The organism is Anaerotruncus sp. DFI.9.16 (assembly GCF_024461615.1).
GTDB lineage: Bacteria > Bacillota > Clostridia > Oscillospirales > Ruminococcaceae > Anaerotruncus > Anaerotruncus massiliensis.
On the sequence record NZ_JANFZX010000019.1, the window covers coordinates 1 to 13,710 of the forward strand.

A 13,710-nucleotide genomic window follows, 5' to 3' on the forward strand; every position below is an offset into this window, starting at 1 on the left:
GTTCCTTTTCGTCCGTCCGAAAAGGAACCCGTGGCGCGCGGCGGAACGCGCAAGTGATTCTTGCCGCTTGGAAAGCGGCAATTCCCGTAAAGCGCCGCCGCCCGCAGGGCAAAAAATCCAAAACCGCCGGCGGCGCCAGACTCTCGACAATATCGTCCGTTTGCGGTAAAATCGATGGAGATCACCGGAAAGGGGGAGACGCCCGTGGCGAAAAAGATGAGGCTTTACCTGCTGGCCGAGGGCTATGTGCAGGGGGTGGGCTTCCGCTACTATGCCAGCTATACGGCGCGGGGGCTGGGGCTCACCGGCTGGGTGCGCAACCGGGAGGACGGCGCGGTGGACATGGAGGTGCAGGGCGCGCCCGACGCGGTGGAGGCGTTTACGGCGGCGGTGCGGCGCGGCAGCCACTACAGCGAGGTGCAAAACCTGACGGTGCAAAAGCTCGATCCGATCGAGGAGTACGGCTTCCGCACGCTGAATTAGGAGGGGAAGGGATGACGCGGACGGCGGGCGGCGTGGAATACGAGCTGACCCGGAAGGCGGTCAAAAACCTCAATCTGCGGGTGCGCGCCGACGGGTCGGTGCATGTTTCCGCGCCCCGGCGCACGCCGCTTTCCGAGGTGGACGGGTTTGTCGCGGGCCGTGCGGCGTGGATCGCGCGGGCGCGGGAACGCCTGACGGCGCATGCGGGGGAGGCCGAGGCGGCGCGTGAGGCGTACACCGACGCGGAATGTCTCGAGGCGTTCACGGAGGTGAGCGACCGGATCTATCCGCTCTTCGCGCGCCTGCTGCCGGAAAAGCCCGAGCTGCGGGTGCGGTGGATGAAGAGCCGCTGGGGGGTGTGCTGCCCGGCGAAGAACCGCATCACCCTCAACAAGCAGCTGATGGGAAAGCCGCGCGCGGCGATGGAATACGTGGTGCTGCACGAATACGTGCACTTCCTGCACCCCGACCACCAGGCGGGGTTCCACGCGGAGATGGCAAAATGGATGCCCGACTACAGGGAACGGCGCAAACTGCTGAAAACGTGAGGATTTGGATGAAATGACAAAAAGAGCGGAGGATTTTACATATTGTTAAAGAATTAACACATTGAAAAAGAAACCGAAATGTAGTATCCTTATAGAAAGAAAACGGATGGGGCCGTCGCGCGGGAAAAGGGGAACGAAACCGCGGCCCCGCCGGGAAAACAAGAACCGGAGGAAACGACATGGAAATTTACGTCTGCATCGGAAGCTCGTGCCATCTCAAAGGCTCTTACAACATCATCAACGCGTTCAAGGAGCTGATCGCGGAATACAAGCTGGAGGACCAGGTGAGCCTGAACGCCTCTTTCTGCCTCGGCCACTGCCAGCACGGCGTGACGATCAAGGTGAACGACGAAATCGTCACCGGGCTCAACACCGACAACGCCCGGGAAATTTTCATTGATAAGGTCGTGAAGGAGCTGCAGCCGCAATGACCGACGTACTGAGCCTCAAGAAGGCCAACTGTAAAAACTGCCACAAGTGCATCCGCTCCTGCCCGGTCAAATCGATCCGTTTCGCCGACAACCAGGCGAAGATCATCCCGGAGGAGTGCATCCTGTGCGGGCGGTGCGTCGTCGTCTGCCCGCAGAACGCCAAGCGCGTGCGCAGCGACCTGACCGAGGTGATCGGGGCGGTGGGCTCCGGCAAGCGGGTCATCGCGACGCTCGCCCCCTCGTTTATCAGCGAGTTCCCCGTCTCGGGGATCGGGGAGATGGAGGGCTACCTCAAAAAGCTCGGGCTGTTCGCCGCGCGGGAGACCGCCGAGGGCGCCTATATCGTCAAGAGCGAATATGAAAACCTCATCCGCGATCACAAACAGGAGGTCATCATCTCCTCCTGCTGCCACACGGTCGTCACCCTCATCCAGAAGTATTTCCCGGCGGTCATCCCCTGTATCGCGCCGGTGATCTCCCCGATGATGGCCAGCGCGAAGCTCATCAAGGAGGAATACCCCGACGCCTACGTCGTCTTCATCGGCCCCTGCATCTCCAAAAAGGACGAGATGCAGAAGGTCCCCGGCTACATAGACTGCGTGCTCACCTTCGACGAGCTCGTGCAGTGGTTCCAGATGCGGCATATCGAGGTCGCGCCCGCCCCGGTGGCGGAGAGCGAGGGACGCGCCTCCCGCTTCTTCCCGCGCACGGGCGGCATCATCGAGTGCATGCACACGCGCGGCACCGGCTACAAGTACATCGCGGTCGACGGGGTGGAAAACTGCGTGCGCGCGATCGAGGCGATCGAGCGCGGCGGCCTCAAGGGGTACTTCGTCGAGATGAGCGCCTGCGAGGGCAGCTGCATCAACGGGCCCGCGGCGCGCGCCTACCAGGAGAACCTGCTCGACAGCCGGGTGCGGGTGGACGAGTTCGCCCAGCCGGACGAGGACAAAAAGCCCGACTTCGACATCGCCTGCGATTTCGGCCTCGCGCGCCACATCCCCAACGAGTTCGTGCACGAGCCCGACCCGCCCGCGGCGGCGATCACCGACATCCTCGCGCGCATGGGCAAAACCAAGCCGGAGGACGAGCTCAACTGCGGCTCGTGCGGCTACCCGACCTGCCGCGACAAGGCCAAGGCGGTCTACAACGGCAAGGCGGACATCACGATGTGCCTGCCCTACCTGCTGGAGAACGCGGAGAGCTTCTCGAACAACGTGTTCGCGGTGTCTCCCAACGCAATCCTCGTGCTTGACGACCGGCTGACCGTCCAGCGGATGAACATGTCCGCCTGCCACCTCTTCAACATCCCCAAGTCGAAGGACGCGATCGGCAGGGACGTGATCGACCTGATCGACCCGACCGATTTCCAGGATGTGCTTGAGACGGGCAACGATGTGATCGACAAGAAGATGTACCTGGCGGACCTCGACAAGCACGTCGAGCTGACGGTGGTGCGCGACGCGGACCACCACTGCCTGTTCGGCATCTTCAAGGACATCACGGCGGAGCAGGCGCGCAGGGAGAAGTACATCGAGCGCCGCGCCCAGACGATCGACATCACCGACAAGGTGATCGAAAAGCAGATGCGCATCGTCCAGGACATCGCGTCGCTGCTGGGCGAGACGACCGCCGAGACGAAGATCGCGCTGACCAAGATCAAGAACACCGTGCTCTCGGAGGACGAGTAGCCATGGAAAAACTGTTTATGGAGAACGGCTACATCAGCCTCAACAAGTACGGCGAGCAGCTGTGCGGCGACCGCGTCGAGGTGAAGAACAACCCGAGCGGCGACTTCACGATGGTGCTGGCCGACGGGCTGGGCAGCGGCGTCAAGGCGAACATCCTCTCGACCCTCACCTCCAAGATCATCGCGACGATGATGGACAGCGACATGACGGTGGAGGACTGCGTGACGACGATCGCGCAGACGCTGCCCGTCTGCTCGGTGCGCCAGGTGGCCTACGCGACCTTCACGGTGATCAAGGTGCACGGGGACGAGGTCTCCCTCATCCAGTACGACAACCCCGACGTGATCATGCTGCGGGACGGCAAAAGCGTCGACTACGAGCGGACCGAAAAGACGATCGCGGGCAAGAAGATCTACGAATCCCGCTTCCCCGCGCGCCTGGGGGACGTGTTCGTCGCGATGAGCGACGGCGTCATCCACGCGGGGGTGGGCCAGTCGCTCAACTTCGGCTGGGAGCGGCCGAACGTCGTCGAATACCTCGAGGCCCACTACAACGCGGCCATGTCGGCCAAGGCGGTGGCGGGGCTCGTGAGCGACGCCTGCCGCGACCTCTACATGGGAAAGCCGGGCGACGACACGACGGTGGCCGCACTGCGCATCCGCGAGCGCCAGCTCGTCAACCTGATGATCGGCCCGCCGGTCAACCCGGAGGACGATGAAAAGATCATGCGGCTTTTCTTCGGGCAGGGGGGCAAGACGATCGTCTGCGGGGGCACGACCTCCACGATCGTGGCCAAATACCTGAACACTTCCGTCAGGACCTGCCTCGACTACCTCGACCCCGAGATCCCGCCGATCGGCTTTATCGAGGGCGTGGACCTGTGCACCGAGGGGGTGCTCACGATGAAGCACGTCGTCGAACTCGCGCGGCGGTATTCGTCGGGCACCGACACCTACAGCGAATGGATCGGCAAGAAGGACGGCGCCTCGCTGATCGCGCAGATGCTCTTTGAGAGCGCGACCGACGTGAACCTCTTCGTGGGGCGGGCGATGAACCCGGCCCACCAGAACCCGGATATGCCGATCGATCTTTCGATCAAGCTGCGGCTGATCGAAGACCTCGCCAAATACCTCGAGCTGATGGGCAAGACGGTAAAGGTGAGCTACTACTAGATGACCAAACCCGCGGCCAGCCGCGTCAATGGAGGGTAACAGATGCAAATTACCGAACGCAATTTCGACACCAACGTCCAGATGCTGAAATACAAGGTCCTCAAGGGGGTCGTCGAGCACTTCGACCAGGGGACGCTCGAGAGCGCCTACCGGGACATCCCGATGGACATCGCCCCCGGCCCCAAGCCGACGACGCGCTGCTGCGTCTACAAGGAGCGCGCGATCATCACCGAGCGGGTCCGCATGGCGATGGGCGGCGACAAGGAGAACGCCAACGTCATCGAGGTGCTGCGCATTGCCTGCGACGAGTGCACGGTCAACCGCTACCACGTGGGCTCGGCCTGCCGCGGGTGCATCGCGCACCGCTGCGAGCACGCCTGCCCGACGGGCGCGATCGAGGTGCGCGACGGCAAGGCGCGCATCAACCAGGAGAAGTGCATTGAGTGCGGCAAGTGCGCGACCGCCTGCCCCTACACCGCGATCATGAAGTACACCCGCCCGTGCGAGAACGCCTGCAAAATCGGCGCGATCAGCATGCACCGGGATAATTCCGCGAAGATCGACAACGACAAGTGCATCTCCTGCGGCGCCTGCGTCTACCAGTGCCCGTTCGGCGCGATCGTCGACAAGTCGTTTCTGCTCGACGCGCTGACGATCATGCGGGAGAGCGAGAACAACACGAAATACAAGGTCTACGCGGTCGTGGCGCCGTCAATCTCCTCCCAGTTCAGCTACGCCAAGACCGGGCAGGTCGTGACGGGGCTCAGGAAGATCGGCTTCCACAGCGTCATCGAGGCGGCGCTCGGCGCGGACATGGTGGCCTACGCGGAGGCCGCGGAGCTCGTTGAGAAGGGCTTTTTGACCAGCTCCTGCTGCCCGGCGTTCGTCGCCTACATCAAGAGCGCCTTCCCGGGGCTTGTGGACAAGATCTCCCACAACCCCTCCCCGATGGAGGCGGTCGCGCGGTTCATCAAGCAGACCGACCCCACCGCGAAGTGCGTCTTCGTCGGCCCCTGCACCGCCAAGAAGATGGAGTTCCAGCAGGAGCACATCACCGGCATCGACTGCGTCATCACCTTTGAGGAGCTCCAGGCCCTCTTCGACGCGCGCGAGGTGAACGTCGAGAACCTCGAGGAGAGCCTGCTCGACAACGCCTCCTACTACGGGCGCATCTTCGCGCGCAGCGGCGGCCTCTCCGACGCGGTGGCCGAGGCGCTCAAGGAGCACGGCATCCCGGAGGACCAGTTCAAGGCGAACCCGATTGCCTGCGACGGCATCGAGGAGTGCAAGATCGCGCTGCTCAAGGCGAACAAAAACCTGCTGCCCAACAACTTTATCGAGGGCATGGCCTGCGTGGGCGGCTGCATCGGCGGCGCGGCCTGCGTGACCCACGGCCCCAAGGACAAGACCGAGGTCAACAAGTACGGCCAGCTCGCCAAGGAAAAAACGATCCTAGACGCCATCGCCGTTACACAAATTGCCAAATAATCCGCCCCGAAATGCAGGACTTTGCAAAAAGTCCTGCATTTTTTCTGCCATTTTACCCGAACGCGCTTGATTTTCCGGCGGAATTCCGCTATGATAGAAAGCTGAAAGAGGATCACCTTGCGTTTTGCAGGATGCAGAAGGAAAGGATCGGATATGGGCCAGGATTTATTGGCGCTCATCGGCAAAATGACCCCGCAATTTTCCAAGGGGCAGCGGCTGATCGCCAACTACATGATCAACCATTTTGACAAGGCGGCATTCATGACCGCCAGCAAGCTGGGCAGCACGGTGGGGGTGAGCGAATCGACCGTCGTGCGCTTCGCGTCGGAGGTGGGCTTCGCGGGCTACCCCGAGCTGCAGAGGGCGCTCCAGGAGCTCATCCGCAACAAGCTGACCACCGTGCAGCGGATGGACGTGACGAGCGACCAGCTCGAAAACGCCGACGTGCTCGCCAAGGTGCTCGGCAAGGACATCGAAAAGATCCGCCGCACCCTCGAGGAGACGAGCCGCGCCGACTTTGAGTCGGCGGTCGGCTGCATCTGCGCGGCGAAGAGCATCTATATCATCGGCGTGCGCTCCTCGTCGGCGCTCGCGCAGTTTTTGAGCTTCTACTTCAACCACATCTTCCCGAACGTCCGCCTCATCAACACCACCTCCCGCAGCGAGATGTTCGAGCAGATCATGCGCATCGGGCCGGAGGACGTGTTCATCGGCATCAGCTTCCCGCGCTACTCCAAGCGGACGGTGCAGGCCTCCCACTTCGCCGCCCGGAGCGGCGCGAAGGTCATCGCGCTCACCGACTCGAACCAGTCTCCGCTGGCGGAGAACGCCGACTATGTGCTGATGGCGCGCAGCGACATGGTCTCCTTCATCGACTCGCTCGTCGCGCCCCTCTCCCTCATCAACGCCCTGATCGTGGCGGTGGGCATGAAAAAGCATGACGAGATCGCCCGCACCTACGACCGCCTCGAACAGATTTGGGACGAATACGAGGTCTACGAAAAGCGCGGGGAGGAAGCCGGTGTCTGACCTTGTCGTGATCGGCGGGGGAGCCGCCGGGCTGTTCGCGGCGGGCTTCGCCGCGAAGGGCGGCGCGTCGGTCACGGTGCTCGAGCGGGGGACGCGCCCCGCCCGCAAGCTGCTGATCACCGGCAAGGGCCGCTGCAACGTCACCAACAACTGCTCGCCCGAGGACTTTTTGCGGAATGTGCGCACCAACCCGCGCTTCCTCTACGGCGCGGCCAGCGCCTTTTCCCCGGCGGACGCGATGGCGTTTTTCGAGTCGCTCGGCGTGCCGCTCAAGACCGAGCGGGGAGGCCGGGTGTTCCCGGTGTCCGACCGGGCGGCCGACGTGGCGGACGCGCTCGTCCGCTTTGCGAAGGCGTCCGGCGCGCGGCTGGAAGCATCCGCGCGCGTGACTGACATTCTGGCGGAGGGCGGAGGCGTGCGGGGCGTGCGGCTGGAGGACGGCCGCGAGCTTTCCGCGGACGCGGTGCTCGTCGCCACCGGCGGGTGCAGCTACCCCGCGACCGGCTCGACGGGGGACGGCTGGCGGCTGGCAAAGGCGCTAGGCCACACGGTCGTCCCGGCGCGGGCCTCCCTCGTGCCGGTGCGCGCGAAGGAGCCGTGGTGCGCCGAGCTGATGGGGCTTTCCCTCAAAAACGTGACCCTCACCCTGCGGGACGCGCGGGGGAAGGCGGTCTTCTCCGAGCTGGGGGAGATGCTCTTCACCCATTTCGGCGTGTCGGGGCCGCTGGTCCTCTCCGCCTCCTCCTACCTGACGGGGGACCCGGGGGGCTTCCGGATGGAGATCGACCTCAAGCCGGGGCTCGACGACCGGCAGCTCGACGCGCGGCTGCTGCGGGACTTTTCCGCGGCGAAAAACCGCGACTTCATCAACGCCCTCGACCAGCTCCTGCCCAAAAAGCTCATCCCGGTCGCGGTGAAGCTGTCGGGCATCCCGCCCGACCGCAAGGTGAACGCGGTCACGCGGGAGGAGCGGCGGGCGTTCGCAGCGCTTTTAAAAGCGCTGCCGGTCACGCCGGCGGGGCTGCTGCCCGTCGAGGCGGGGGTGGTCACGGCGGGCGGTGTGGCGGTCCGGGAGATCGACCCGCCCACGATGGAGTCCAAGCTCGTGAAAGGGCTCTATTTCGCGGGGGAAGTGATCGACGTGGATGCGCTGACGGGGGGCTACAACCTCCAGATCGCCTGGTCGACGGCCTTCCTGGCCGCGAAGGGCGTCAATCGGAACGGATAAAAGGAGAGAAACGGATGATTTCGATAGCGATAGACGGACCCGCGGGCGCGGGCAAGAGCACGATCGCCCGCGCGATCGCGAAGGAGCTCGGCTATATCTATGTGGACACGGGCGCGCTCTACCGCGCGATCGGCCTCTACGCCAACGCCAACGGTGTGGCGACGGACGACCCGGCGGGGGTCGAGCGGCTGCTCGGCGGCATCAAGGTGGAGCTGCGCTACAAGAACGGGGAGCAGCGGGTGTTCCTCAACGGCTACGACGTGTCGGAGGAGATCCGCCGCCCGGAGGTCTCGATGGCCGCGAGCAATGTGAGCGCCATCCCGGCGGTGCGGCAGTTCCTCTTCGCGCTCCAGCAGAATATGGCGGTCGAGCACGACGTGGTCATGGACGGCCGCGACATCGGCACGATCGTGCTGCCCGGCGCGCAGGTGAAGATCTTCCTGACGGCGTCGCCCGAGGAGCGGGCGCGCCGCCGGTACGACGAATTGAAGGCCAAGGGGCACGACGTCGACTACGACGCGCTGCTCGAGGAGGTCAGGCAGCGCGACTACAACGACTCGCACCGGGCGATCGCGCAGCTTAAGCAGGCGGACGACGCCCTGCTCGTCGACACGACGGGCAACACCCTCGAGCAGTCGGTCCAGGCGCTCACCAAGCTGGTGAAGGAGAGGCTGCGCGATGTTTTATAAGGTCGTAAGGGCGCTGTGCGCCGTCTTCCTGCGGCTGGCCTTCCGGTTCCGGGTGGTCGGCCTCGAAAACGTCCCCGACGGCGGGGGATTCATCCTCGCGGCCAACCACCGCTCCAACTGGGACCCGGTGCTGGCGGGGATCCCGGTCAAGCGCCACAAGGTCTGCTACATGGCCAAGGCGGAGCTCTTCCAGAAGAACGCGCTCTTCGCCAGGATCATCACCGCGCTGGGCGCCTTCCCGATCGAGCGCGGCAAGGGGGACACCGGCGCGATCGACTGGGCGGACCGCATCATCACCGGGGGCGGCGTGCTGGGGATGTTCCCCGAGGGCACCCGCTCGAAGACGGGAACGCCCGGCCGCCCCAAGTCGGGGGTCGCGATGATCGCACAGCAGACGGGGGCGGACGTGGTTCCCTGCGCCGTCTGCTTCGGGGAGCGGATCGGCTTCCGGTCGCCGGTGACCGTCCGCTACGGAAAGCCGATTGAAAACGCGCGGTTCGGGTTCGGCGCGGAGATCGCGCCGCACGAGCTCAAGGAGGCCAGCCGCCTTGTGATGGACGAGATCGTCAGGCTGCTGGAGGACGGGATTTGAAACGGATCACGGTGGCGAATACGGCGGGCTTCTGCTTCGGGGTCCGGCGGGCGGTGGACGCCGCCTTCGCGGAGGCCCGTTCGGGGACGCCCGCCTGCACGCTCGGGGAGCTCATCCACAACCCCCGGATCGTGGAGGAGCTCGCGCGCGCGGGCGTGCGGGTGATCGAAAGCCCCGCGGAGAACACGGACGGCCGGACGGTGATCATCCGGTCGCACGGGGTGCCGCCGCAGGTCTACGAGGAGCTGGCGGCGTCGGGCGCGCGGGTGGTCGACGCGACCTGCCCCTATGTCGAGAAGCTCCACCGGCTGGCGGCGGAGCACTCGGGGGAGAGCGTCACGCTCATCGCGGGGGACCCCTCCCATCCGGAGGTGGTGGGGATCGCGGGCTTCTGCGAGGGGGAGACGCACATCTTCCGTTCGGCGGAAGAGCTTGACAAAATCATTCCGATTTTGGATAATGGTGGAAATCGGCCCGTCACCCTGCTTGCACAGACGACTTTTTCGGTGCCGGAATGGGAAAAATGTGTAGAAAAACTTAAAAAAGTGTGTACAAAGCTCCGAATATTTGATACAATATGTATTGCTACTGAAAAACGACAGTCTGAGGCGCGGGAGCTGGCGGCCCAAAGCGATGCGATGATCGTGATCGGCGGCCGGAAAAGCTCCAACACCGCCAAGCTGGCGCAGCTCTGCGGGGCGTATTGCGACACCTTTCTGATCGAGTCTGCGGCGGAGCTGCATGATCTCGATCTGGGCGGTTATACTAGGATTGGCGTTACAGCGGGCGCGTCGACGCCGGCTTGCATAATTAAGGAGGTACATAAAACCATGAGTGAGATTCTTAAAGATCAGGACGAGCTTTCTTTTGAAGAGATGTTGAATGAATCCTTCAAAACAATAGATAACAGGGAGAAGGTCACAGCGACCGTCACGGGGATCGCGCCGAACGAGATTTCCGTCGACATCGGCACCAAGCACGCGGGCTACGTCCCGCTGTCCGAACTGACCGACGACCCCAACGCGAAGCCTGAGGAGCTCGTCAAGGTTGGCGACCAGATGGACCTGCTGGTCGTGCGCGTCAACGACGTCGAGGGCACCGTGATGCTCTCCAAGAAGCGCCTCGATGCAATTGCCGGTTTCGAGAAGGTCATGAACGCGGTGGACACCGAGGAGATCCTCGAGGGCACCGTCGTGGAGGTCATCAAGGGCGGCGTGCTGGCGCTGACCAACGGCGTCAAGGTCTTTATCCCCGCCTCCCAGGCCACCCTTTCCCGCAACGACAGCCTGGAGGACCTGCTCAAGAAGAAGGTCCAGTTCAAGATTCTGGAAGTCAACCGCCAGCGCAAACGCGCAGTCGGTTCGATCCGTGCGGTCCTGCGCGAGCAGCGCCGCGAGCTCGAGGAGAAGTTCTGGCAGGAGGTCGAGGTCGGCAAGCATTACACCGGCGTCGTCAAATCCCTCACCAGCTACGGCGCGTTCGTCAACCTGGGCGGCGTGGACGGCATGGTGCACATCTCCGAGCTGAGCTGGAACCGCATCAAGCATCCCTCCGAGATCGTCAGCGTGGGCGATACGGTCGAGGTCTACATCAAGGACATCGACGCGGAGAACAAGAAGATCTCCCTAGGCTACAAGAAGGCGGAGGACAATCCGTGGGTCATCATGCAGCGTGACTACGCGGTCGGCACCGTCTGCACCGTCAAGGTCGTCTCGATGACGCCGTTCGGCGCGTTCGCCCAGATCATCCCGGGCGTGGACGGGCTCATCCACATCAGCCAGATCTCCAACGAGCGGATCAACAAGCCCTCCGGCGTGCTTTCGATCGGCCAGGAGGTCGAGGTGAAGATCACCGAGCTCGACAGCGAGAAGAAGCGCGTCAGCCTCTCGATCCGCGCGCTGCTCGCCGACAAGGCGCCCGCGCCTGCCGAGGAGGAAGCTCCCGCCGCCGAGGAGTCCGCCGTTGTCTACGAGGCCGGCCCGGACGGCGCGCAGGGCGAGATCCCCGAGGATTCCGCGGAATAAACAGAACCGTTTTACCGGCAGGGCGCTTCGCGTCCTGCCGGTTTTCATTTGGGAACGGCGTTTTGGGACGGGGCCTGCCGAAGAAACCGCTTTGGAGCCGTATATTGTGTTTTTGGCAAAAAAGTGGTACAATATCTCTTGCTGTATGAATGGCAAGCATTGATGACTTTTACGGTTTTCCCGCCGCGCGGGGCCTTCCGGCCTTCGCGCCCGGTTTCCTGCGGATTTTCCGCGGGGACGGCGGGAGGTATCTGCGGAAAACGGAGGAATCTACGTGCCGATAAAACGCTGGAACGTCCGGCGCCCCGACGAGGCGGCGGCCAAGCGGCTCGCGAGCGAGCTGGGCCTGCCGCTGATTGCCGTGCGGGTGCTGGCCGGCAGAGGGTATGACACCCGGGAAAAGATTGAACGGTTCCTGTCTCCGGACGGGACGCTGACCGACCCGCTGGCGATCCGCGACATGGATAAGGCCGTGGCGCGCATCCGGCGGGCGCTTTCCGAGGGGGAGCGGATCGCCGTTTACGGCGACTACGACTGCGATGGCATCATGTCGACGGTCGTGCTCTACAGCTATCTCGAGTCCGCGGGCGCGGACGTCTGCTATTACATCCCCCAGCGCGACCGGGAGGGCTACGGCCTCAACCGGGAGGCGCTGAAGCTCATCCACGACGACGGGGTGCGCCTCGTCATCACGGTGGACAACGGCATCACGGCGATCGGCGAGGTGGAGTACGCCTCCTCGCTTGGGCTCGACGTGGTGATCACCGACCACCACAAGCCGCGCGAGGTGCTGCCCGCGGCGGCCGCGGTGGTCGATCCGCACCGCCTCGACGACGAGAGCGGATGCGAATACCTCGCGGGCGTGGGGGTGGCCTTCAAGCTCATCTGCGCGCTCGAGGGGGACGACGGCGAGCTGATGCTCGACCAGTACGGCGACCTCGTCGCCGTGGCGACGGTGGCGGACATCGTGCCGCTCACCGGCGAAAACCGCACGATCGTGCGGCGGGGGCTCGAGAGCCTCCAGAACACCGACAACGAGGGCCTGGCCGCGCTCATCCGGGTGTGCGGCATGGCGGATAAGCAGCTCTCCTGCGAGAACATCGCTTACGGCATCGTGCCGCGCATCAATTCGGCGGGCCGGTTCGACTGCGTCGACAACGCGATCGAGCTCTTCGTGGGAGGCGGCGACGAGCCGGAGGAGCTGGCCGGGGGGATCAACACCCTCAACGAGAAGCGCCGCGCGATCGAGGACCAGATCGTCCGGCAGATCATGCAGCAGCTTGAATCGGACGCCGAGGCGCTCGGCCGCCGGGTGATCGTCATCTACGGCGAGGGCTGGCACCACGGCATCGTGGGCATCGTGGCCTCGCGCATGGTCGAGCGGTTCGGCAAGCCCTGCATCGTGCTGTCGGTCGAGGGGGAGAACGCGCGCGGCTCGGGCCGCAGCGTCGAGGGCTTCTCAATCATCGACGCGATCGACTCCTGCTCCGAGCTGCTCGTGCGCTACGGCGGGCACAACCAGGCCGCCGGACTGACGGTCCCGATGGAAAAGCTGCCCGCCTTCATCGAAAGAATCAACCTCTGGGCGGCGGAGCACTACCCCGAGATGCCCCAGCAGACGATCAACATCGACTGCGCCCTTTCGCCGCGCCAGCTCAACGTCCACTCGATCCAGCCGCTCGCGCTGCTCGAGCCGTTCGGCTCGGGCAACGAGCTGCCCGTCTTCCAGATTCCCGGCTGCACCCTCCAGGGGGTCTATCCGATCGGGGAGGGCAAGCACCTGCGGCTGCGGTTTGCGGGGGAGGACACGGTCTTTTACGCGGTCTATTTCGGCATGTCGCAGGAAAACTTTCCCTATGCGGTCGGCGAGGTGGTCGATCTGGCCGTGACGGTCGACGTGGGGGAGTGGAACGGCGAGCTGCGCGTCTCGGTCAAGGTGAAGGATATCCACCTGACGGGGATCGATTACGATAAGATCCACCACTCGGAGCAGGTCTACCAGCGGCTGCGCCGCAGCGAGCCGGTGGAGGAGCCGGCGAGGGCGCAGGTGGTGCCCAGCCGGGACGACATCGCGGTGGTCTACCGCTACCTGCGCTCAAAAGGCAACCTTTCGGCGCCCGACGAGGTGATCTACGCGAAGCTGCGGGGGAACATCTCCTGCCTGTGCAAGCTGAAGCTCGCGATCGACGTGCTCGACGAGATGCACCTCGTTACCCGCGGCCCGGGCGGCAGGCATGTGGCGGTGGTGCCCAATCCGCAGAAGGTGGATATCTCCCAGTCGAAAATTTTGCGGGAGCTGCAATCCCGAAGCCTGCCGGCCGGCGTATGAACCGGC

12 protein-coding genes are annotated in these 13,710 nt (G+C 64.2%); all 12 read left to right on the forward strand.

The window, feature by feature from the left end; all coding sequences use genetic code 11:
• Positions 1-204 precede the first annotated feature (204 nt).
• The 12 genes from NE609_RS09155 to recJ all read left to right on the forward strand — a co-directional run bounded on the left by NE609_RS09155 (position 205) and on the right by recJ (position 13,704).
• Complete coding sequence (locus tag NE609_RS09155) at positions 205-483, forward strand: acylphosphatase (RefSeq protein WP_256152345.1); 279 nt, start codon at positions 205-207, stop codon at positions 481-483.
• A gap of 11 nt (positions 484-494) precedes the next feature.
• Positions 495-1,031 carry a M48 family metallopeptidase gene (locus NE609_RS09160; protein ID WP_256152346.1) on the forward strand — a complete coding sequence of 179 codons (537 nt, stop codon included), beginning with the start codon at positions 495-497 and terminating at the stop codon, positions 1,029-1,031.
• Between the two features lie 179 nt (positions 1,032-1,210).
• Positions 1,211-1,462, forward strand: a complete 252-nt coding sequence (locus NE609_RS09165; RefSeq protein ID WP_121586520.1) for a (2Fe-2S) ferredoxin domain-containing protein — start codon at positions 1,211-1,213, stop codon at positions 1,460-1,462.
• Entirely contained in the window at positions 1,459-3,153 is a 1,695-nt protein-coding gene (locus NE609_RS09170) for a [Fe-Fe] hydrogenase large subunit C-terminal domain-containing protein (protein WP_121586521.1), read from the forward strand. Before NE609_RS09165 ends, NE609_RS09170 begins: the two co-directional genes overlap by 4 nt.
• Before the next feature lie 2 nt (positions 3,154-3,155).
• Positions 3,156-4,325 carry a SpoIIE family protein phosphatase gene (locus tag NE609_RS09175; RefSeq protein WP_256152347.1) on the forward strand — a complete coding sequence of 390 codons (1,170 nt, stop codon included), beginning with the start codon at positions 3,156-3,158 and terminating at the stop codon, positions 4,323-4,325.
• Positions 4,326-4,367: 42 nt separating this feature from the next.
• Complete coding sequence (locus NE609_RS09180) at positions 4,368-5,813, forward strand: 4Fe-4S dicluster domain-containing protein (protein WP_256152348.1); 1,446 nt, start codon at positions 4,368-4,370, stop codon at positions 5,811-5,813.
• A 153-nt stretch (positions 5,814-5,966) separates the two neighbouring features.
• Positions 5,967-6,842, forward strand: coding sequence for a MurR/RpiR family transcriptional regulator (locus tag NE609_RS09185; RefSeq protein ID WP_101551465.1), 876 nt, complete (start codon positions 5,967-5,969; stop codon positions 6,840-6,842).
• Complete coding sequence (locus NE609_RS09190; protein ID WP_256152349.1) at positions 6,835-8,070, forward strand: NAD(P)/FAD-dependent oxidoreductase; 1,236 nt, start codon at positions 6,835-6,837, stop codon at positions 8,068-8,070. Before NE609_RS09185 ends, NE609_RS09190 begins: the two co-directional genes overlap by 8 nt.
• Before the next feature lie 14 nt (positions 8,071-8,084).
• The gene (gene cmk, locus NE609_RS09195) at positions 8,085-8,759 is read left to right on the forward strand and encodes a (d)CMP kinase (RefSeq protein ID WP_121586525.1); all 675 of its coding nucleotides are present in this window, start codon (positions 8,085-8,087) and stop codon (positions 8,757-8,759) included.
• Positions 8,749-9,351 (forward strand): 1-acyl-sn-glycerol-3-phosphate acyltransferase, encoded by a 603-nt coding sequence (locus NE609_RS09200; RefSeq protein ID WP_101551459.1) that lies wholly within the window; start codon positions 8,749-8,751, stop codon positions 9,349-9,351. The genes cmk and NE609_RS09200 overlap by 11 nt, the downstream gene beginning before the upstream one ends.
• The gene (locus NE609_RS09205; protein ID WP_256152350.1) at positions 9,348-11,375 is read left to right on the forward strand and encodes a bifunctional 4-hydroxy-3-methylbut-2-enyl diphosphate reductase/30S ribosomal protein S1; all 2,028 of its coding nucleotides are present in this window, start codon (positions 9,348-9,350) and stop codon (positions 11,373-11,375) included. The genes NE609_RS09200 and NE609_RS09205 overlap by 4 nt, the downstream gene beginning before the upstream one ends.
• Before the next feature lie 274 nt (positions 11,376-11,649).
• Positions 11,650-13,704, forward strand: coding sequence for a single-stranded-DNA-specific exonuclease RecJ (gene recJ / locus NE609_RS09210; RefSeq protein WP_256152351.1), 2,055 nt, complete (start codon positions 11,650-11,652; stop codon positions 13,702-13,704).
• Positions 13,705-13,710: the final 6 nt, after the last annotated feature.